The sequence below is a fragment of the Polyangium jinanense genome (assembly GCF_028435365.1).
In genome coordinates, this window is sequence record NZ_JAGTJJ010000066.1 from 22,878 (window position 1) to 42,868 (window position 19,991).

Consider the following 19,991-nt stretch of genomic DNA (forward strand, 5'->3'; position numbering starts at 1 on the left):
CCAGCGGTCCAGGGCTTGCCCTGGTCCGGGTCGAGGGGTGGACAACCCCTCGTCGGGTCCGGGGTGAAACCCCGGCGCTACGTCACTCCCCTAGAGGATCGCGAGCTTCCACGGCGACGTCGCCGGGTCGTACGCGAGTGCGAACGTGCGCAGCTTGTAGGCGTCGTAGCGTGACTTCTCCTCGGAGACGGCGGTCGTCACGATGCCTGCGGCGGGGGGCTGGCCGAGGGCTTGATCGATTGCGGCTACGCGGTCGCCGGAGGTCACGATGTCGTCCACGTACACCACGGCTTCGTTTGGCATCGGCTTGCCGATGGTGATGAGGTTTGCCGCGAGCTCGTGGGCGGGGTCCTCCTCGTAGCTGAAGCGCGGGCGCATCGCGTCCTTGTGCACCACGCAGGGGCGCACCTTGCCGAAGCCGAGACGCTCGAGCTCGAGGGCGAGGTCGCGGCTTGGCCATCGGTCTGTCGTGCGGTTGCCGCGCACCACGTTGGCGGCGGGGACCGGCACGAGGGCGATGTTTGGCTTCGTGATGCTGAGGGCGGAGCGCACATCGCGCTCGTGCACGGCCATGATGTCGGCCACGTAGGCGTAGGCGGCGCTCGGCGTCTCCAGGCGCATCATGTGCCGGCCTGGGTGCAGTGGGTGCTGGATGGAGCTTGGGATGGGCTCTTTGCGCTGGTTCGTCACGAGGTAGACGAGCCCGCGCATCGGGTTCGCGTTCAGCCCGGCCAGGGGAGATCCCAGCTTGTAGTACGAGCCGACGGCATACCCGGGGATCCGTCTCAAGACGCAGTCCCTCGCTTCATACCCAAGCGCGACCTTAGCGCGCTCCGTCGCACCTCTGCTACCCCCATGGCGCTCTTGGGGGGCTGTGCGTGGGGCTCCTCTCTCGACGGCCGGGACGCTCCCTGGGAGCATGATATAGCGTTCTTAACGAAACGAGGCGCGATCACGTGAGCCGGACTGCATCCAGAAAGCGACGCAAGGCGGGTGGGGCGTTGGGCTTGTTCGTCGTGGCGCTCGTCGGTGGGGCTGGGGCGCTCTTGCATGCGTGCAGGGCTGACCGATGGCTCGATGACCTCACCCCGGGGACGGACGAGGGCAAGAGCCGCCCGCGTCCTACGGCCACGGTGCCGGGCGCGCCTTCTGCGCCTGGCCCGAAGGGGAGCCCGGCGCGGGGCGGCGGTAAGCCTGCGGACGCGAGTGTCCACCTCGCGCTTGGGGTGCCGACGGATGACGCTCCCTCGGACGATCACCTGATGCGCAAGGCTCAGTACGCGCTGTCGTACAACGCCGACCAGAATGTCGCGAACTGGGTGAGTTGGCAGATTGACGCGAGCTGGTTTGGCGATGCGCCGCGGCACAAGGGGAAGTTCATGACGGATCCGGAGCTGCCGTCGGGCTTCTACCGGGTCACGCACGATGACTACACGGGGTCGGGCTACGACCGGGGGCACATGGTGCGCTCGGAGGAGCGGACGCGGTCGCCCGAGGACAACAAGATCACCTTCCTGATGACGAACATCCTGCCGCAGTACCACGACCTCAACGCGGGGCCGTGGCTGCGGCTCGAGGAGCACTGCGAGGCCCTCGGCAGGAAGCAGGGCAAGCAGCTCTTCGTGATGGCGGGCGGCGTGCTCAAGCGGGGCAAGAAGGCCACGAAGACGATCGGGAAGGGCGTCGCGGTGCCCGACACGTTCTTCAAGATTGTCGTGGTGCTCGATCCGCGCGAGGGGCCGGCGGACGTGACGGAGTCGACGCCGGTGATCGCGGTCCTGATGCCGAACAAGGAGGGCATCCAGGACGAGGGCTGGGAGAAGTACCGGACGACCGTGGACGAGATCGAGCAGCGGACGGGGTACGACTTCCTCACGGCCGTGGACGAGGACGTCCAGGCGGAGATCGAGGCGAAGCGGGGGGACTAGGTCTCGACGAGCTTGGTTGTGATGCCGAGCCACACACCCGACGGGTGCCGGCCGAGGACGAAGGCGTCGATGTCGACCTTTCCCACGCGGTAGACGCGCAGGTCGGAGAGCTCGCGCTGGAGCAGGTCGACGAGGGCCCGGAAGCGGGCCGCCCCGTCGTCGTCGCCCTCGACGAGACCCTCGAAGAACGAGGCCACGGACACCTCCTCGACCGGTGTGTCGGGGGGGAGGCCCCGCGCCCGCAGCACCGCCGCTGGTGCGGGCTCCGCCTCGCCGAAGCGGTAGGCCTCGATCGGGAAGTCCGACTCGCTCGGGAACAGGAGGCCGGCCGCGGCCTCCCCGATAGCCTGCATCAGCGGTTCGACGTTCTGGCCCAGCATCCCTCGGCTCCTCCGTGTGCGGCGCATTCGAGGCGCGCATCCTGGACGTGTCAAGGCGGCGCGCCGCGCGTCCACAAATCTTTCGGACGGCTTGTGCGTCTACGAGCCCCACCCCATGCGCCCGCACCGCTGCTCCTTGGCCTCGTTCGGCCTCTTCGCCGCCTTGCTCGCCGCGCCCGCCGCTGCCGCCGCTGCTCCCGCGCGGAGCGGCGCGGTCGCACTCGATCGCGACGCCCTCGTCGCGTACGTCGCCGACGCTGACAACGAAGCGCTCCACCGCGTCGATCTCGTGAGCGGCTCGGTCGCGACGACCCCGCTCGGCTGCGCGCCTGCCGAGGTCCTCGTGCTCGCCGAGGATCGGGTCGCCGTGAGCCTGCGCGCCTGCAACGAGGTGCGTGTCCTCGATGTCGACGCGGCGGGCGAGGGGACCGTCGCTGCGCGGGCGGTCGTCCCGGCCGAACCCTGGAGCCTCGCCGTTGGCCCGCGCGGCGCGTTGCTCGTCACCTCTGCGTACGGCCGCGCCCTCACCGCGCTCGACGCCGAGTCCCTCGCGACCCGCTTCTCCTTGCGCCTGCCGCGCGAGCCTCGTGGCATCACCGTCACGCCTGATGGCCGCCGCGCGTTCGTCACGCATGCCGCGGGCGACGCCCTCTCCGTCGTGGACCTCGACGGCGGCGACGCGGGCGAAGCGCCGGTCGTTCGCTCCGTGCGCGCGCTCGGCGGCAGCTACCGGAACCGCGTCGACGCGATGGTCGGAGCGAACACCCAGCACCCGACCTCGTCGCTCGCGTACGTCGCCGTGCTGAACGAGAGCGGCACGCGCCTCTTCGTCCCGCACCTCGTCGTGCAGAACGGCGAGAGCACGACGCGGGTCGTCGCGGGCGGTTATGGCGGCGTCTCGATCGAGGAGGACACCTCGGTCCCGACCGTCGCGGTGGTCGACGTGGCGCGCGAACGCACGCTCGGCGCTGACGGCGGTGCCGCGCAGAAGAACTTCGTCAACATCGCGGCCAACGCCTTCTCGGCGAGCGCCGTCGCGCCGGCGGGCTCTCCCGCGCGGCAAGCGCGCGCTGCGGCGGTGCTCGGTAACGCGCTGTTCGTCGTCTCGCACGGCACGGGCGAGCTCGTCGAGCTCGACGCGCGCTCGCTCGATCCGGCGCTCGCCCCGCGGCGCGCTTTCCACGTGGGCGAAGGTCCTTCCGGCGTCGAAGTCGATCCCCGCACGGCGATCGCGGTCGTCTGGAACCAGCGCTCGCACGACCTCTCCGTCGTGAGCCTCGCGTCGGGCGCCGTGGACACGCTTCCCGTCGCGACCGATCCGCTCCGCGAAGACCTCGCGCGCGGCCGGCGCCTGTTCCACGCCGAGGGCGACCGCCGCATCTCGCGCGACGGCCGCGCCTGCGCGAGCTGTCACCCCGAGGGGCGCGAGGACGGCATCGTGTGGCGGCTCGGCGACGGCCCGCGACAAACGATGGCGCTCGCGGGCCGCGTCGAGCGTGGGCCCTACGGCTGGCACGGCATGCACGCGAAGCTCGAAGACAACATCGCCGAGACACTCACCCGCCTCGGCGGCTCGGGCTTGCCGGCCGAGGATCTCGCAGCGCTCGCGAAGTACCTCCGCGAAGGGCTCTTCGTGCCGCACCGCGAGACGAAGGACCCGGGCGAGGAGGCGCTCGCCCGGCGCGGGCGTGACCTCTACACCTCGGAAAAGCTCGGCTGCAACGGCTGCCACGGGCTCGAGCAGGGGACGAGTGATCGCGTCGTGCACGACGTCGGCTCGCGCGCGAAGGACGAGTCCCACGCTGCGTTCCGCACGCCGCCGCTCGCCATGCTCGAAGGCTCCGCGCCGTACTTCCACGACGGCCGTTACCCGACGCTCGAGGCCCTGCTCGACGACAACCTCGATCGCATGGGCCAGACGAGCCAGCTCACCACCGAAGACCGCGCCGCCCTGCTCGCCTTCCTGAGGACCCTGTGAAGACGTACGCCCTGCCCCTGCTCGCCGCCGCGTTCCTGTTCTCGTCCAGCTCCGCGGAGCCCGCGTCCGAGGCCGCTGCTGCGCCCGCGCCCGCTGCCGCGCCCGCTGCCGCGCCCGCTGCCGCGCCCGCTGCCGCGCCCGCTGCCGCTTCCGAGCCTCCCGCGCTGCCCGAGGGCATGCGCGTCCTTCTCGGCAAACGCGCGGGCCAGATCGTCACGGTCTCCGTGGTTCGTCCGCGACAGCTCGTCACGGTCTCCGTGGTTCGTCCGCGCCACCTCGTCACGATCGTCCAGGGGGACAAACGTGTCCTCGGCTCGAACGAGGCGTCCCTCGCCGTCGATCCTGCGCAGCCGATCACCTGGGAGACGACCGACCGCAGCACGCTGGAGACGCTCCGCGGCGAGGCCGTGATCTCCCTGCAAGGTGATGGCCGTCCCATGTCCGCCACGCTCCATCCCAAGGCGCTCCTTGCGGCCGTCGCGGAGGAGGCCGAGGGCCGCCACGTTTGCAAGGCGTTCGAGGGCACGAGCGCAGGCTTCTCCGTGGTTTGTCGCGTCGAGTCCCTCACCGTCGCCGCTGCGCGCACCTTCGGCGATGCCCCGCTCGATCGCATCCAGAACGTCGCCGTTGGCGAGCAGACGTTCTTCCGCATGGAGCTCGATCCCGGCGCGGACGGCGTCGACGCTACGGTCCTCGGCTACTCGGCCAACGCGCGTGGGCACGTCGTTCGTGCCGAGGCGAGCAGGCTTCCCGGCGAGGCGCGACCCTCGCTCGCGCTCCTCTCCGAGTCGCGGATGCAGCCCGTTCCCATCCCGCGCCACTTCCCGCATCGCCGTCCCCACCACCCGCGGATCGAGCCCTTCGATTGATCCCGGCGCGCGCATCACGCAAGCTCCCTCCCGATGCGCCACGCCCTGCTCCTCGCGCCCCTCCTTGCCGCCGCGTGCAGCGCCGCGCCTCCGCCTTCCGGCACCACGACGGTCGCTGATCCCGGCTCCGTGCTCGTCGTCGTCGACACGCCGCCCGCGGCCACGGCCTCGGCCGAACCCCCGGCACCGAAGTTCGTCGCGCGTGGCGATCTCGAGTGGGCCATCTTCGGCGACACGCCCACCGTCGCGTGGGCGCCCGACGGCGTCCGCCTCGCCATCGCCAACCAGGTGAACTACCTCCACACGCCTGCGCCGGCTGGCCAGGCCGGCATCGACGTCGTGCACGTGGAGACCGGCAAGCGCACGCGTGTCCACGAGGGACCCGGCTATCACCCGGTGTGGCTCTCCGACGATCAGATGGCCTTCGGCTGTTCGACCTACGAGTGCGACGACGCGGGCCAGGGCATCTACCTGCTCGACCTCGGCAAACGCGCGCGCCGCGCGCTCGCGCACGGCGCCTACCACACGCGGGCCGCCAAGGACGGCGGCGTGATCTTCTTCTCCGGCTTCCCCGAGTACGAGGGATGGATGAGCTGGGATCTGCGCAGCCCGAAGCCGAAGCGCATCTCGGGCCCGGAAGACTCGTGGAAAGCGCCGGCCGCGCCGCTCGCCGATCAGTGCCCCTCGAAGGTGGGCGATCGACGCGTCGAGCAGCGCGGCGATCAGATCTTCGTGGTCGACGCTGCGACCGGCGGCCGCCACGCCATCGTCACGGCGGAGCCCTGGAACCTCGCGTGGCCCGGGGATCGTGGCGCCGTCCAGCCGTGTTTGTCCCCGGACGGCAAGTTCGTCGTGTACTTCTCCCAGCGCGGCGGCGCGGGCCTCGTCGGCGTGCGCCAGCTCGACACTCCTTGACCCGGTCCGCCGCAAAACGCGCGGCCGCGGTCGTCCTGCTCGTCCTCCTGCCGCTCGCGACCTCGCCGCTGACCGTCGACCTCCGGCCGCAGAAGACGCTCGTGCTCGCGCTCGCGCTCCCGCTCTGCGCGTGGGGCGCGCCTTCGCTCGTCGCGACGCTCGCGCTCGCGCTCGGCCTGCTCGCGCTGCTCGTCTGGCCCGCTGCACCTTGGGAGATCCTCGCCGTCGTTTCAGCTCCAAGCGTGTTCGGCGCGCTCTCGGAGCTCTTCGCCGAGGATCGCGCTTTCGCCTTCCGCCTCGCGCGTCGCGCCGTCCTTGCCGCGAGCTCGCTCGCCCTCGCGGGCGCGCTCGGCCTCGTTCCCTTCGATACCGGCGCCTTCCGCCTGCCGTACCCCGTGCTCGTCGGCACGTTCGGCAATCCGAACCATCTCGCCGCGTTCCTGCTGCTCGTGCTCCCGCTCTGCGCCGCCGATCGCGCATCGGCCACGCGGCGCGCCGATCGGATCGAAGCCACGCTCGCGCTGATCCTTGGTGCCGCAACCATCCTCCTCTGCCGCTCGCACCTCGCCGCCCTCGCGCTCGCCGCCGAGGTGCTCCTGCTCGTCCCGCGTGCCGCGCTCGCCGCGCCCCTCGCGGGCCTCGCGCTCGTCCCGATCGCGCTCACATCCGAGGGGTTCGTCCGCGCCGTCGAGGGCCGCCTTTACCTCGTCGCCGTCCACGCGCGAGGTCTGTGGGGGAAAGCCTTGCTGCTCGGCGTCGGCCCCGACGCGATCGCCCCGCGCTTCCTCGACTGGCAAGCCGATCACCTCGCCGCGCACCCCGACGCCGCGCGGTTCTGGACCTTCCCCGAGCACCCGCACGACGACGTCGCCGCGCTCGTCCTCGCCTTCGGCCTCCTCCCCACAGCGCTCGCGCTCTTCCTCGCGCGAAAGCGCCTCCGCCTCGCGCCCGCCTTGCCCCGCGCCGAGCTTCGCGCCGCGTGGATCGCCTTCGCCCTGCTCGCGCTCGGCGCCGGGCTCGCGGCCTCGCCGGCGACGTGGATCGCGGCGATCCTCGTGCTCGCTTGCACCTTCCGTCCGCGGGTTGCCTCGCGCGCATCGTGGAACCTCGCGCACGTGGGCCTCGCGTGTGCGCTCGCCTGGGCCCTCGTGGCCTTCGCGCAGTTCCTCTCGGCCTACCACCACCGCGAGGCCATCCGCACGGCGACGACCTCGGGCGACACACGCACCGCGCTCCGCCACACGCGCGCGGCGCTCGCGTTTCCCTTCGATCGAGCCCGCCTCCTTCACCTCGAAGGCCGCCTCCTCCTCGAATCCGGCGATCCGCGCGAGGCCGCGGACAAACTGCGCGAAGCCGCGCGCCTCTTGCCGCATCCGATCGTGTGGAAAGCCCTCGCCGCCGCGGAGCGCGCCGCGGGAAGGCCGGACGCAGCCCTCGCCGCCACGCGCGCGTGGCTCCGCTACCGCCCCGGGGATCCCGAAGCGAAGGCCCTCCTCGAAGGACGCTAGGGATGAGGTTTTACTTCGTGGAACCGAACGACGTGTCGACGAGCAGCGCTTCGGGGATCGGATCGCCCGTCAGCGTCTCCAGGAACGCGACGATGTCGTCGATCTCCTGCGGCGTGAGGTTCAGCGGCACCATGAGCGGATCCTTCGTGCCCGCGAAGTCCTTGTCGGCGCCGCCCACGTTGTAGAACTCGACCACCTCGCGCAGCGTCGCGAGATGCCCCGTGTGCATGAACGGCCCCGTCTTCGCCACCGTGCGCAGGCCCTTCGTGCGGAACGCGCCGAGCAGCTTCTCGTCCTTCGTCACGCCCTTGCTGCGGTCGATGCTCGGGTCGTCGTTGTAGATGCCCTTCGTGCTGAAGTCCCAGCCGAAGTAGACGTCGAGCGCCTGGAACCGCCCCGGATCACCGCCCATGTCCGGCGGAAGCACGTGCTCGCCGATCTGCGGCACGCCCGTCACGTGGAAGTCGTTGTCGCTGAACGTCGGGCCCGCGTGGCATGCGACGCACGCCGCCTTCCCCACGAAGAGCCCGAGCCCGCGCTTGGCGCTCTCGCTGATCGCCGACACGTCCCCGGCCACGTACCGATCGAACGGCGCATTGCCGCTCTGGAGCAGCCTGAGGTACGCCGCGAGCGCCTTGCCGAAGTTCGCGTAGGCGCGGTTGATCACGGCGCGATCCTCCGCCGGCATGCTCTGCCACACGTCGGGCGCGACCGTCGGCGACGCGATCATCGGGAAGCGTGAAGCGTCCGGATGCATCGGATCGAGCGCCGGATCGAGGTCCGGCTCGAAGAGATCGTTGTACGCCGCGCGGTAGTCCGGCTGCTGGTAGAGGAAGTGCACGATGCCCGAGCGATCCGTGCCCATGACGAACTCGGCCGGGACGAGGCACTTGCCCCAGAGGTTGTCGTTGTAGCCGACCCAGCCGAACCAGTCCGTGTACGTCGCGACGTTCACCAGCGTCGGCGCGTTGCGGATGAACGGCTCGATCGCGATCGACGTGTTCGCCGGCTTCGAACGCGTGTCGACGAACCAGTCCGTCTTGATGTGGCAACTCTCGCACGAGACCTTGCCCGTTTCGCCCACGTTCCCGAGATCGTTCGCCACCTTGATTGGCCCGGAGTAGCCCTTCTCGTAGAAGAGCCGTTGCCCGAGCTCCGCCGCCTTGGGGTTGTCCGCAAAGGCGTTCGTCGTATCCGCCTCGAGCGGCGGGAGCGGCGAAAGCTTCTGGATCTCCGTCCAGTCCTCCGGCGTGAAATGCCCGTCGACGAGCTCCTCGCTCTCGTCCTCGCAGCCGCCCAGGGCCGCCGCCGCCATCACCACGCACAACCAAATCCCTGTTCGCGCTCGCATGGAAACCTCCTCGCACGCGTGCCGCGCGCTCCCCCCTCGTGCCCGAGCATCGTAACGAACGCGGAGAGGCGGCGATAGCGGTTCGTCGCGCGCGGGCCGGTTTTGACGACGTTCCCTAACGGTACCCTTCGGCCTGAAGCGCGAACATCCGCGCGTACCGCCCGTCCTTCGCGACGAGCTCGGCGTGCGTTCCCTCCTCGATCACGCGGCCGCCGTCGATCACGAGGATCCGATCCGCCATGCGCACCGTCGGGAACCGGTGCGACACGACGAACGTCGTCCGTCCCTCGGCGAGCTTGCGGAACCGCTCGAAGACCGCGTGCTCCGCCTCCGCATCGAGCGCCGCCGTGGGCTCGTCGAGCACGAGCACATCGGCCTCTTCGCGCATGAACGCCCGCGCGAGCGCCACCTTCTGCCACTGCCCGCCGCTGAGCTCCGTCCCGTCCTTGAACCACCGTCCGAGCTGCGTATCGAGCCCACTCGGCAGCGTCGCGAGCACCTCTTCGGCCCCGCCACGCGTGATCGCCCGCGAGAGCCGATCCGCGTCCTCCATGTGCGGCGTGCTTCCGAAGCCGACGTTCTCCCGCGCCGTGAGCTGATACCGGTTGTAGTCCTGGAACACGACGCCGATGCGCCGCCGGAGCGCGTCGAGATCCCACGCGGCGAGATCTTTCCCATCGAGCAGGATGCGCCCTTCGGTCGGCGCGTAGAGCCGCGTGAGCAGCTTGATCAGCGTCGTCTTGCCCGCGCCGTTGTGCCCCACGAGCGCCACGCTCTGCCCGCGCGGCACGAACAGATCGAGCTTCGCGAGCGCGAGCTTCTCCTGCCCCGGGTACCGGAAGCTCACGCCCTCGAAGCGGATGCCTTGCTCGCGTCCCGCCTCATCTCCTTCGACCTCGCGTTTCGCCGCGTCGGGGAGCGCGATCTTCGGCGCACTCGCCCCGTCGTTCGTGGGGATCGCGAGGTAGGAGAACAGGTTCGACATGTACAGGTTGTGCTCGTACATGCCGCCGAGCGACGACAGGATCGACTGGAACGCCTGCTGGCCCTGGCGGAACGAGATGCCGTAGAGCACGAGGTCGCCGAGCGTGAGATCGCCCCTCGCCGCGCCGAGCGCCATCGACGCGTAGCAGGCGTAAAACGCGCCCGTGCCGAGCAGCGACAAACCCCAGCCGAGGCCCGCGCGCTGCACCGCGAGCGCCCGATCCTCGCGGTAAAACTTTTCCCCGAGCGCGCGGTACCGCTCGAGCAGGACCTGCCCGATCCCGAAGAGTTTGACCTCTTTCGCGTGCGCGTCGTTCGCGAGGACGTACTCCAGGTAGTTGAGCTTCCGCGCCTCGGGCGAGCGCCAGTTGCGCAGCCGGAACGCGAGGTTGCCGAGCTTCACCTCCGCGATCGCCCCGGGCAGCGACGCGAGCGCGAGCGCGAGCACCGCGAACCCGCTCCACCGGAACAGGAGCGCCCCGTAGCCCGCGAGCGTCACCAGGCTCTGCACGATCCCGAACGTCTCGGTCACCATCGCGAGCGGCCTCGACGAGGCCTCGCGCCGCGCCCGCGTGAGCTGATCGTAGACCTGCGGCTCCTCGAAGTGCCGGAGCTCCAGCGTGAGCGCCTTCTCCAGGATCGCGCCGTTGATGTCGAGCCCGAGCCGTGCCCCGATGAGCGAGCGGAGCAGCCCCATCCCGCGCTGCACGAGCGCGAGCGCCGCCACGAGCGCGAGCTCGACGAGCACCCAGCGCAGCGTCGCCTCGCGGGAATGCGCGGCCACCGCGTCCACGATCGCCTTGCCCGCGTACGCGACGCCGAGCGGCAGCACCGCGGCGGCAAGGGTCAGCACGAAGAGCGTGATCGTCGCGAGCTTGGCCGACCGGAACAGCAAGAGGAGCGTGCGCGGCGTATGCTCGAAGCTCCCGCGCAGGCGGACGAGGAGGTTCGGCTTCGGATTCGGCTCGGCCATCGCCGCCCCATTGTTGCGCGCCCCTTGCCAAACCGCCCGTACGGTTCCTTGCACGCCCTGGTCGAGCAGGACCGAGCACATGCCAGCTGTTGACGTCCGGGGGCCGTCATGGTCAAGCTGGCGACCAGCGCTGGGATCGTTCGCTCGGCCCTAGGCGCTGCTTACTTGCTTTTTACGACACGACAAGACGCCGGGGCGAAAACGATGCGTGGACGCTGGCAAAGGTTGGGGGTCGCCCTCGTGGCGGTGGTGTGTACGTCGGCTTGCGCGACGGGCGCGGTCAACGAGGCCTCGGGCGGCAGCGGGGGCAGCGGGGGCAGCGGCCCCGGCGGAGGTGGTGGCGCGGGCGGGACCCTCAGCGCGGGCGGCGCGGGCGGCACGGGCGGCGTGGGGGGACAAGGCGGCGCCGGGGGCATGGGTGGCGCGGGCGGCGACGGCGCCGCGGGCGAGGCGTCGAGCTCCAGCGCGAGCTCCGGTACGGGCGGCAACCCGAACTGCGGCAATGGCATGATGGATCCGGGCGAGCAATGCGACGGCTCGGATTTCGGCGGCAAGACCTGCGCGAGCATCGGCCTCGGTTCGGGCGACCTGATATGCAATCCGTTCTGCGGCATCGTCGCGAGCAACTGCGTCCCCAAGGAGCTCTGCGGCGATTACAAGGACAACGATGAGGACGGCCTCATGGATTGCGCGGACGACACGTGCTTCATGGATGCCGGGTGCCTCGACTCGTGTTTCGCGCCGAAATCGCTCGTCATCCCGGGCTACTTCAACGGTGACTCCTCGGGCCGGCCGAACCTCCAGTCCGCCTCCTGCTCGCCCGTGAGCGGCCCCGAGGCCATCTTCGAGGTCGTGATGCCGGAGACCGGCAGGTTCGTGGCCACCGTGCATGGCTCGTCCAGCGATTTCAGCGTCTCGCTCCGCACGACCTGCGGCGATCCCGCGAGCGAGATCGCCTGCAACAACGACGGCAACTTTGATGGCGGCAAGGGCGACACGGTCGCGGTCGAGGTCGTCCAGGGCCAGAAGATCTACGTCGTCGTCGACGGCTCCGCGGGCGGCTCGGGCTTCTTCGATCTCAACGTGGAGATGCCCAAGCCCGAGAATTTCTGCAGCGATTTCTGGGACGACGACATCGACGGCTACGTTGATTGCGACGACACCACGCAATGCCAGGCGACGCCCGAATGCCAGCCGGGCGTCGGCTTGCTCGGCGAGGCTTGTTTCCTCCCCTCCGATTGCGCCGCGAACGCGAATGACCCGGCCTGCCTCGAGAGCTGGCAGGGTTTTCCCGACGGGTATTGCACCGAGTGGTGCGACCTCGCCGCGCAGGACTGCCCTGGCGATGGCTATTGCGTCGATCTCGGCTTCGGCAGCGTGCACGGCCTCTGCCTCGACGGCTGCGTGACCGACGCCGATTGCCGCGTCGGGTATGCCTGCGCCGACGAAGGTCACCCGACGAAGGTGTGCCGTCAGGGGCCCGAGGCGAACTGCACGAACCACCAGGACGACGACAACAACAACCTCATCGATTGCGAGGACCCGGGCTGCCAGGCCACGCCGGCCTGCAAGCCCGGCTCGAAGTCCCCCGGCCTGCCCTGCACGAAATCGAACGAGTGTTACGCCGGGCAGAATGATCCGGTCTGCCTCTCGCAGGACTGGTTCGGGTATCCGGGCGGCTACTGCACCGAGTTCTGCTACTTCGCGGACGATTGCAGCCCCGGATCGATCTGCTCGAACTGGCTCTTCTTCCCGAGCGGCGCCGGCACCTGCATGCGCACCTGCCAGACCGACGACCAGTGCCGCCCGGGGTACACCTGCATCGATCTCGGCCTCAGCGACAAGATCTGCATAGCTTTTTGACTCAGGAGTCCGACATGCGCGAACGAATGCGTCTCTTCGATACGGCCCCTCGGCGCGTCACCCTCGCGGCGCTCTCCGTCGCCCTCCTCGCGCCCCTCGCGCCCTCCGCGTGCTCGGCGATCGGCGGCAGCACGGTGTTCGACGGGAATGGCGGCGATGGCGGCAGCGGCGGCAATACGGGCCAGGGCGGCGCCGGCCAGGGCGGCACGGGCATGGGCGGCGACGATCTCGGGTTCGACGCCGGAAACCAGGGCGGCTCGGGCGGCGAGGGCGGCATCATCAACTGCGATCCCGGTGGCAGCGAGGACGACGTCGACGGCGACGGGTTCACCGAGACCGAGGGCGATTGCAACGATTGCGACAAGAACCGCAACCCGAACGCCGTCGAGGTGCCGACCGAGCCTGGCAAGGAGGCGTTCGACGAGAACTGCGACGGGAGCATCGACGAGGTGGTCGTTTCCCTCTGCGACGACGGGCTCGCCATCGACAGCATGGAGCCCCTCGACGGGGCCCGCGCCGTCGAGCTCTGCAAGGTCTCGTCGGGCTTCGCCGATTGGGGCGTGGTCTCGGCGCAATGGACCATGGCGGACGGCTCGCCGCCCCCGTTCGGGAGCGAGTTGAACTTCCACCTCGGCCACGGCCTGCTCAGCGGGTTCGGCCCCAACATCACGACCCGCAAGGGCAGCCGCGCGCTCGCGCTCTCCAGCGGCACCGCCCGCCAGCCCACGGATCCCGGATACCAACCGGTCAGCGGCTTCATCAAGGACTACATGGGCGGCCACCCGCAGGGCTTCCCCAAAGAGTCGCCCGCGTGCCCCGGCACGAGCAGCGGCGTGCCGTACGACGTCGTCGGGCTCGAGGTCGTGGTCCGCGTGCCCTCGAATGCCTATGGTTTCTCGTTCGACTTCAACTTCTACACCTACGAGTGGCCGCAGTACATCTGCAGCACGTACAACGACTTCTTCGTCGCGCTCCTCACGCCCATTCCGCCCGGGCAGAACGACGGCAACGTCTCCTTCGATAGCCAGGGCAACCCCGTCAGCGTCAACAACTCGCTGCTCGAGGTCTGCGGTTGTCCGGAAAACCCGCCGAATCCGTGCTCCGCGGGCGGGAAGATCTTCAACTGCAGCCTCGGCAACATCGATCTCATCGGCACCGGCTTCGGCTTCGACACCAACGACGAAGGAGAGGACCACGGCTCGACCGGCTGGCTGAAGACCCAGGCCCCCGTCAAGCCCGGTGACCAGATCACGATCCGGTTCGCCGTCTACGACTCGGGCGACGGCTCCCTCGACACGACGACCCTCGTCGACAACTGGCAGTGGATCGCGAAGCCCGGCACGACCGTCGGGACGGCGCCCATCCCCAAGTAAAACGAGTGGCGAACCGGAGGCGCATTGGGCCTCCCACGCGGCGGTCCTTCGCGCTACCATCCCCGGTCGATGTCCCTGTCCCCGGCCGAGACCTTCGACCGATACGTCATCGAGGAGCGCCTCGGGGAGGGCGCTGCCGGCGAGGTCTACCGCGCGCTGGACACGCGCCTCCGGCGCAAAGTTGCGCTCAAGGTGTTGCGTCGGGATCCCGAGATGGAGTCCGAAGCTTGGGACCGCAACGTTGCGCGGATGCTCCGCGAGGCGCGCTCCGCGGCCTCTCTCACGCACCCGAACATCGTCGCCATCTACGACGTCGGCGAGCACGAGGGCGTCCCGTTCATCGCGATGGAGCTCGTCGCCGGCAAGACGCTGCGCTCCTCGATCGGCCGCGACATCCCGCAAAGCGAGCGCATCGAGCTCCTCCTCCAGGTCGCGCTCGCGCTCGCCGCCGCGCACGCCGTGGGCGTCGTGCACCGTGACGTCAAGCCCGAGAACGTCATGGTTCGCGAGGACGGCGTGGCCAAGGTCCTCGATTTCGGCATCGCCCGCAGGCTCCCCGGCGCGCTCACGAACACGCAGGACAGCGGCGTCTCGCGTCTGTCGCGGCTCACCGGCGACGGCAGCATCGTCGGCACGCCCGCGTACATGGCCCCCGAGCAGCTCCTCGGCCACGAAATCGACGCGCGCGCCGATCAGTTCTCGTGGGGCGTCATGGCGTTCGAATTGCTCGCGGGCCGGCTGCCTTTCCGCACAGACGGCGGGGGCCTCGGGCTCGTGACGTCGATCCTGAACGACGAGCCGCGCCCGCTGGAGGACGCGCCGGAGGAGCTCGCCGCGATCGTTCAGCGCACGCTCGCGAAATCGCCGGATGAGCGATTCCCGTCGATGGAGGATCTCGTCGAGGCCGTCGCGGGCGTCGTGGCCTCGGTGCTCCCGCCGGCGCCGCCGGTGCGCAAGAAGATGTTGTCCTCGGGGATCCGGCTCGTCTACGCGCAGGCCCCGGAGGCGCTCGCGCCCGCGCCCGAGCCTCCGCCACAGCCAAGGGCGAACCCCATTTTGATCGTCGGCGCCGCGGCGCTCGCCGTGGGCCTCTTCATCGGCGGCGTGCTCTTTTTGCTCCAGCGCAGCCAGGAGACCGCGCCCGCCGCCACGCCCGCCGCCGCGCCCGCCGCCACGCCCCCCGGCGCGGCGACGAACGCGCCCTCGGGCCGCTGATTCAGGGTTTTTTCGTCGCGCTTGCCTTGGCCTTGTCGGCTTCGGCCGCCTTCGCCTTGTCATCCGCCGGCTTGCTCGCCTTGTCGACGAGGTCCTTCGCGCGCCGCTTCACGAACACGTCCTTGTCGTTGTTCAGCCTATCCTCGAGCAGCGCCTTCCCGTCGGGGTCCTTCTCCGCGAGGAGCTCGAGCGCCCTGCCGCGTGCCATTCCGGTGTTCGCTTCGTTCTTGAGGATCGCGCGCGCCACGGCGAGCGCCCGCTTCTTTTGCGCGTCCGACGCCCCCGTTTGTCGGTGCAGGTAAAACAGCGCCGACGCCATCTGCGTCGACTTGATCGTCCCTTCCTTCGCGCGCTTCTCGATCTTGTCGAGCAGCGGATCCCACTCCGCCTTGCACCCGCCGCCTTGCGGGTAGAACGCGGTGAGATACGCCGCCTCGCCCGACACGTCGTCGGCCGCGTCGTCGACGAACCCGAGCCACATCTTGCATGAATCCGCGGCGCGGCTCGGCGGCGTCCCCGTCCAGAAGGCCGACATCGCGGCCTTGCGCACGACCGCGTCCTTGTCGTTCGTCGCGATGTCCTTCACGAACTCGTAGAGCGTCTCGCCGTTCGAGAACAGCATTCGCGCGAGCAGGCTCGTGCGCATCTGCTGCACCGCGTGGCCCTTCGCCATGACCTTGATCCGCTCGCCGAGTCCGGTGTCCGCGTGCTTGATCCCGCCGACGACCCCGCCGAGCTCCTGCGCCACGGTCTTGCTCGTCTCGCCCTCGGCCACCACGACGATGCGTTCCGCGAGGGCTTTGTCGTTGCGGAACACCTTTCCGCGCTGCGAGAGCGCGCGGCTGCCGAGCCAGCGCACCTGCTCGTTCGGATCCTCCAGGAAGCTCACGAACGTCGCGTCGGCCTTCCCCTCGCGGATGAGCTCGCTCTCGATGAGCGACTTCATCTCGGGGCACATCGAGTCGAACCCGTAGGAGCCCCACTTGCAGCCGAGCACCTTCTTCGCGAGCTCGACCACGGCGGCGTCGTTCCCGGCGGCCTCGATTCCCTTGGCGCTCGGCTTCGCCTCCGCGGGCGCCGCCGATCCGGCCGGATCCGGCCCCGACGAGCCCTTGCTGCACCCGAGCCCGAGCCCTGCGAGGAGCGCGATCGCGGCCATCGCGCGCGTTCGAACCAGTTTCATGCCCCCTCCTTACCGCATTTTCGGTGGAGCGGGGGCAAACGCGCGTCAGGCCGCGGCTACCTTCTGCGCGACCTGCTTCGGCCGGCGGATCGGGGGCAGTTCCTTCGTCAGGAGCGCCGATCCGATCGCGAACCCTGCGAGCGACAGACGCAGCCGGAGCGCGTCCACGAGCCCTTCCTGGTGGAGGGCGCTCACGGTCTTGCGCACGTCGCCGCGGCGCACCTTGATGGCGAGCGCGAGCGTCTCGAGATCCATGGTGCGGCCCTCGGTCTGGGCCTCGGCGAGGGCACGGAGGATGTAGGGCGCGATGTCCTTGGGCGTCATCATGATGATCGCACCCTACCTCCTGTGCTGAACGTGTGCACAGTTTGTGGACGTGATTTTTTGTTCAGGTCTTCACGGTGGCCCTCATCACCAAACCTGAGCCCCCATCCCATGTTGCGTGACGCGGGGGGAGGGCATTCCGTGATATCCTCGCCCCTCCCTTTTCGCGAGCGCTCTTTTTTGGGGCTCTTGCACACTGGAGGACTTCGCATGAAATCGAATCGCTTGTGGGGACCGAAGCTCGCCGCATTTTCTTTTCTGGCGCTGACCGGTCTCGTGGCTTGTGGAGGCGATGGCGACGGGTCCGGGGGATCGGGCGCGAACGGCGGATCCGGGGGCCAGGCGGGCGCGGGCGGGCAGGGCGGCGAGGGCGGCGAGGGCGGCTCCGGCGGGATGGGAGGCGAAGGCGGCGCGGGCGGTGCAGGAGGCACGGGCGGCGGGGGCGGCGCCGGAGGCGCGGGCGGCGGCGGCATGAACGGTTTTGCGGCGGTGGTGATGCCGTCGAGCCGCGCCGTGCTCGAGGCCGACAATGGCGGCTCGTTTTCGGCCGGCTGCGGCGTACAAAAAGACGGAATCGCGTATGGCGGTCCGTTCACCTCGACGGTGACCATCTCCCCGCAGGCGGGCGTCGTCGAAAACGGCGGCAAGTACACGTTCGCCGAGGCGGGCATCTTCACGGTGGGCTGCGAGGTCGTGGTCGAAGGACAAACCGTCACGGCCGAGACACGCGTCTCCGTGCTGAACGAGGCCATTGCGCCGCTGCTCGCGAAGGCGGGCGCGGGCCTTTCGGGCGTCCAGAATGGCGTGCATGCGGTCATCGCGGCGAACGGCGGCTCCGATCAAGTGCTGAAGGACGCGGTCCTCGCGCTCGACGCGAGCCTTGTGGACCTCGACCCGCTCCATTACGCCGAGCTCGCCGACGTCCTGCGCAAGATCCCCGGCGATTATCCCACGACCGCCGAGCTCACGGCGGCGGGCGTCGCGAAGAGCCCGGACGACGATTCCGTCGCCGCCGACATGGATGCGCTCGGGTCCGCGCTCGCCGACCTCCGGACCACGATTGCCTCGATCGACCCGAGTGCGCCGAAGGCCGGGGACGAGGCCGCGCTCGCGGCGAAGAGCGCCGCCGTCGAGTCCGCCGTGCAGAAGTTTGTCGCGCTCGAACCCACGGCGCACGGCGTGATCGCCACCAGGACGAAGTTTGCCGCGCTCGTCCGCGATCAGATTGCGCCCACGGGCCGCTCTGTGGGGCAGCTCGTCAGCGCCCTTGCGAAGGCCGAGGCCGCGCCCGTTTTCATGGCCAAGGCTCCGGGCAACGACGAGAAGCTCGGCGGCGGCGCGAGCCATTTCGGCTTCTTGAGCCTCACGCTCGGCATGTTCAATCAGAACATGATCCAGATGCAGATGATCGACAAGATGTATGGCAAATGGATCGAGGCCATCGACAAGAGCCTCAACAACCTGATCCTCATTCAGGCGATCGATTACCTCCTCCCGCCGAACCCCGAGGGGCCGGTCATCGAGATGATGTACGCGAGCTCCAGCATGGGCTTCTCGAAGGTCGGATACGATACCTGGGTCCACGGCCACGGCTTCAACTCGGACCCGAACTTCAACATCTTCATCATCATCGGCGAGGGCTGGCAGACGATCGCCGAGAGCGTCTTCACGGCCTGCGGCGTGGGCGAGGCGAACACGCTCCCGGAGATGGTGGACACGGTCGAGCAATGCATCAAAGACGTCACGGAGGCCGCGCAGAACAGCCTCCCGACGAACTCGATGGAGGTCATCGAGCCGGGCTTGCTCGCCGATCAGGACATCCACATGGGCGCGTTCCCGGAGGCCTGCTCGAGCGCGATTCCCCTGGCCATCGGCATCATCCCGGTGAACCTCGCCACGGGCCGTGGACCGGTTTACAAGTCGAACTGCATCAAGTGACGTAATGCCTCGCGCCCGAGCGCCCGCGCCTCCTCGGCGATGCGGCGCTCGGGCGTGAGGCCGCGGGCGTCATCGGCAGGAAGGAAAGGGATTTCCATGAAATGGGGACGGCTTTCGTTGGGCCCGCTGCTCGCCTTCACGGGGTGCGTGCAGATCCTGGGGGGCGACAACGATTACAGCGCCGGGCACGCAGGAGAAGGCGGCGGCGCCGGCATGGGCGGGAGCAGCAGCGGAAGCGGAGGCGGAAGCAGCAGCGGAAGCAGTAGCGGAAGCAGTAGCGGAAGCGGAGGCAGCGCCGGTGCCGGCGGGTCGGGCGGGATGGGCGGATCGGGCGGGGCAGGGGAGGCATGTCCCACGACCGGCGGGCCGATGGTGCTCGTGCAGGGGCCCACGGGGGCTTATTGCATCGACGCGACCGAGGTGACGAGCCTGCAGTATTCGGAGTGGCTCCTGACGAACCCGATACCGAACAGCCAAGATCCCGCGTGCGGCTGGAAAACCACGTATGTACCGCGGTCGAGCGGCAATCAGTGCAACGCGAGCCATTACGATCCCATTGGAAAGCCAACCTACCCCGTGGCCTGCGTCGACTGGTGCGATGCACGCGCGTTCTGCGAGGGCGTGGGCAAGCGCCTGTGCGGCGGGTTCGGCGACTCGCCGCTCGGCTATGACGAGTTCAACGATCCCACGAAGAGCGAGTGGACGTACGCCTGCTCCAACAAAGGGGAGACGAACTATCCGTACGGCGATGACTACCAACAGGCCAGGTGCGTCGACGATCACTTCGACGGCATCCTGAACGCCGGCAACGGCAATCCCGAGCCGGTCAAGGCCGCCACGAACTGCAAGGGCAGCGGCAGCTTCTCGGGCCTCTTCGACATGTCCGGAAACGTCTGGGAGTGGGAGGACTCTTGCCGGCCCGCCGACAACGCCGCCGATCCCAAGGATGATCAGTGCCGGGATCGAGGCGGCTCGTTCTGGGACACGGAGAATTACCTCTCCTGCGTGTCTCCGTCGGTGGATCGCAGGCGAGATCACTACAACAAGAACACCGGTTTCCGCTGCTGCGCCGATCCCCTCCCGGCCCCCTGAACCCGCGCGGATCCCGCCTCACATTCCGCCGCCCATCTTCAATTTTACGCCGTCATTCGAACGACCGCTCCTCCCCTTTCGCCCATTTCAGTATGTCGTCGCTCCGTGGTAAACGTA

Annotated in this window: 17 protein-coding genes; 10 read left to right on the forward strand and 7 right to left on the reverse strand. The window is 69.3% G+C overall.

Annotation, left to right across the window (positions count from 1 at the left end):
• Positions 1-90: 90 nt before the first annotated feature.
• The gene (locus KEG57_RS47290; RefSeq protein WP_272427642.1) at positions 91-789 is read right to left on the reverse strand and encodes a hypothetical protein; all 699 of its coding nucleotides are present in this window, start codon (positions 787-789) and stop codon (positions 91-93) included.
• Positions 790-1,001: 212 nt separating this feature from the next.
• On the opposite strand from KEG57_RS47290, the gene KEG57_RS47295 reads away from it, so the two are divergent.
• Entirely contained in the window at positions 1,002-1,928 is a 927-nt protein-coding gene (locus tag KEG57_RS47295; protein WP_272459741.1) for a DNA/RNA non-specific endonuclease, read from the forward strand.
• Here KEG57_RS47295 and KEG57_RS47300 read toward each other — a convergent pair.
• Positions 1,925-2,308 (reverse strand): nuclease A inhibitor family protein, encoded by a 384-nt coding sequence (locus KEG57_RS47300; RefSeq protein WP_272427640.1) that lies wholly within the window; start codon positions 2,306-2,308, stop codon positions 1,925-1,927. The genes KEG57_RS47295 and KEG57_RS47300 overlap by 4 nt on opposite strands.
• Positions 2,309-2,423: 115 nt before the next feature.
• On the opposite strand from KEG57_RS47300, the gene KEG57_RS47305 reads away from it, so the two are divergent.
• Genes KEG57_RS47305 through KEG57_RS47320 form a run of 4 tightly spaced genes read left to right on the forward strand, consistent with a single transcriptional unit; the run spans position 2,424 to position 7,578 of the window.
• Positions 2,424-4,286, forward strand: coding sequence for a hypothetical protein (locus KEG57_RS47305; protein ID WP_272427639.1), 1,863 nt, complete (start codon positions 2,424-2,426; stop codon positions 4,284-4,286).
• A complete protein-coding gene (locus KEG57_RS47310; protein WP_272427637.1) occupies positions 4,283-5,155 on the forward strand; it encodes a hypothetical protein in 873 nt (290 codons plus the stop codon). Before KEG57_RS47305 ends, KEG57_RS47310 begins: the two co-directional genes overlap by 4 nt.
• 33 nt (positions 5,156-5,188) lie before the next feature.
• Positions 5,189-6,070 (forward strand): TolB-like translocation protein, encoded by an 882-nt coding sequence (locus KEG57_RS47315; RefSeq protein WP_272427635.1) that lies wholly within the window; start codon positions 5,189-5,191, stop codon positions 6,068-6,070.
• Positions 6,067-7,578, forward strand: coding sequence for a tetratricopeptide repeat protein (locus KEG57_RS47320; protein ID WP_272427634.1), 1,512 nt, complete (start codon positions 6,067-6,069; stop codon positions 7,576-7,578). The genes KEG57_RS47315 and KEG57_RS47320 overlap by 4 nt, the downstream gene beginning before the upstream one ends.
• A 10-nt stretch (positions 7,579-7,588) precedes the next feature.
• Here the strand turns inward: KEG57_RS47320 and KEG57_RS47325 are convergent, their stop codons facing one another.
• Entirely contained in the window at positions 7,589-8,929 is a 1,341-nt protein-coding gene (locus tag KEG57_RS47325) for a cytochrome-c peroxidase (protein WP_272427632.1), read from the reverse strand.
• A gap of 115 nt (positions 8,930-9,044) precedes the next feature.
• Positions 9,045-10,886 (reverse strand): ABC transporter ATP-binding protein, encoded by a 1,842-nt coding sequence (locus KEG57_RS47330; RefSeq protein WP_272427630.1) that lies wholly within the window; start codon positions 10,884-10,886, stop codon positions 9,045-9,047.
• Positions 10,887-11,090: 204 nt separating this feature from the next.
• Here KEG57_RS47330 and KEG57_RS47335 point away from each other — a divergent pair, with 204 nt between their 5' ends.
• The 3 genes from KEG57_RS47335 (at position 11,091) to KEG57_RS47345 (ending at position 15,337) form a co-directional block, all read left to right on the forward strand.
• The gene (locus KEG57_RS47335; RefSeq protein WP_272459742.1) at positions 11,091-12,749 is read left to right on the forward strand and encodes a hypothetical protein; all 1,659 of its coding nucleotides are present in this window, start codon (positions 11,091-11,093) and stop codon (positions 12,747-12,749) included.
• Positions 12,750-12,763: 14 nt separating this feature from the next.
• Positions 12,764-14,122 (forward strand): choice-of-anchor L domain-containing protein, encoded by a 1,359-nt coding sequence (locus KEG57_RS47340; protein ID WP_272459743.1) that lies wholly within the window; start codon positions 12,764-12,766, stop codon positions 14,120-14,122.
• Between the two features lie 69 nt (positions 14,123-14,191).
• Complete coding sequence (locus tag KEG57_RS47345) at positions 14,192-15,337, forward strand: serine/threonine-protein kinase (RefSeq protein WP_272427624.1); 1,146 nt, start codon at positions 14,192-14,194, stop codon at positions 15,335-15,337.
• A 1-nt stretch (position 15,338) separates the two neighbouring features.
• On the opposite strand, the gene KEG57_RS47350 is transcribed toward KEG57_RS47345, so the two are convergent.
• A complete protein-coding gene (locus KEG57_RS47350) occupies positions 15,339-16,520 on the reverse strand; it encodes a hypothetical protein (RefSeq protein WP_272427623.1) in 1,182 nt (393 codons plus the stop codon).
• A gap of 45 nt (positions 16,521-16,565) precedes the next feature.
• Positions 16,566-16,847: a hypothetical protein gene (locus KEG57_RS47355; RefSeq protein ID WP_272427621.1), complete on the reverse strand. Its 282-nt coding sequence runs from the start codon at positions 16,845-16,847 to the stop codon at positions 16,566-16,568.
• 207 nt (positions 16,848-17,054) lie between these two features.
• On the opposite strand from KEG57_RS47355, the gene KEG57_RS47360 reads away from it, so the two are divergent.
• A complete protein-coding gene (locus KEG57_RS47360) occupies positions 17,055-18,782 on the forward strand; it encodes a hypothetical protein (RefSeq protein WP_272427620.1) in 1,728 nt (575 codons plus the stop codon).
• Here the strand turns inward: KEG57_RS47360 and KEG57_RS47365 are convergent.
• Positions 18,758-18,880: a hypothetical protein gene (locus KEG57_RS47365; RefSeq protein WP_272427618.1), complete on the reverse strand. Its 123-nt coding sequence runs from the start codon at positions 18,878-18,880 to the stop codon at positions 18,758-18,760. The two genes, KEG57_RS47360 and KEG57_RS47365, sit on opposite strands and share 25 nt — an antisense overlap.
• On the opposite strand from KEG57_RS47365, the gene KEG57_RS47370 reads away from it, so the two are divergent.
• A complete protein-coding gene (locus KEG57_RS47370) occupies positions 18,879-19,874 on the forward strand; it encodes a formylglycine-generating enzyme family protein (protein ID WP_272427616.1) in 996 nt (331 codons plus the stop codon). The two genes, KEG57_RS47365 and KEG57_RS47370, sit on opposite strands and share 2 nt — an antisense overlap.
• The last annotated feature ends 117 nt before the right edge of the window (positions 19,875-19,991 follow it).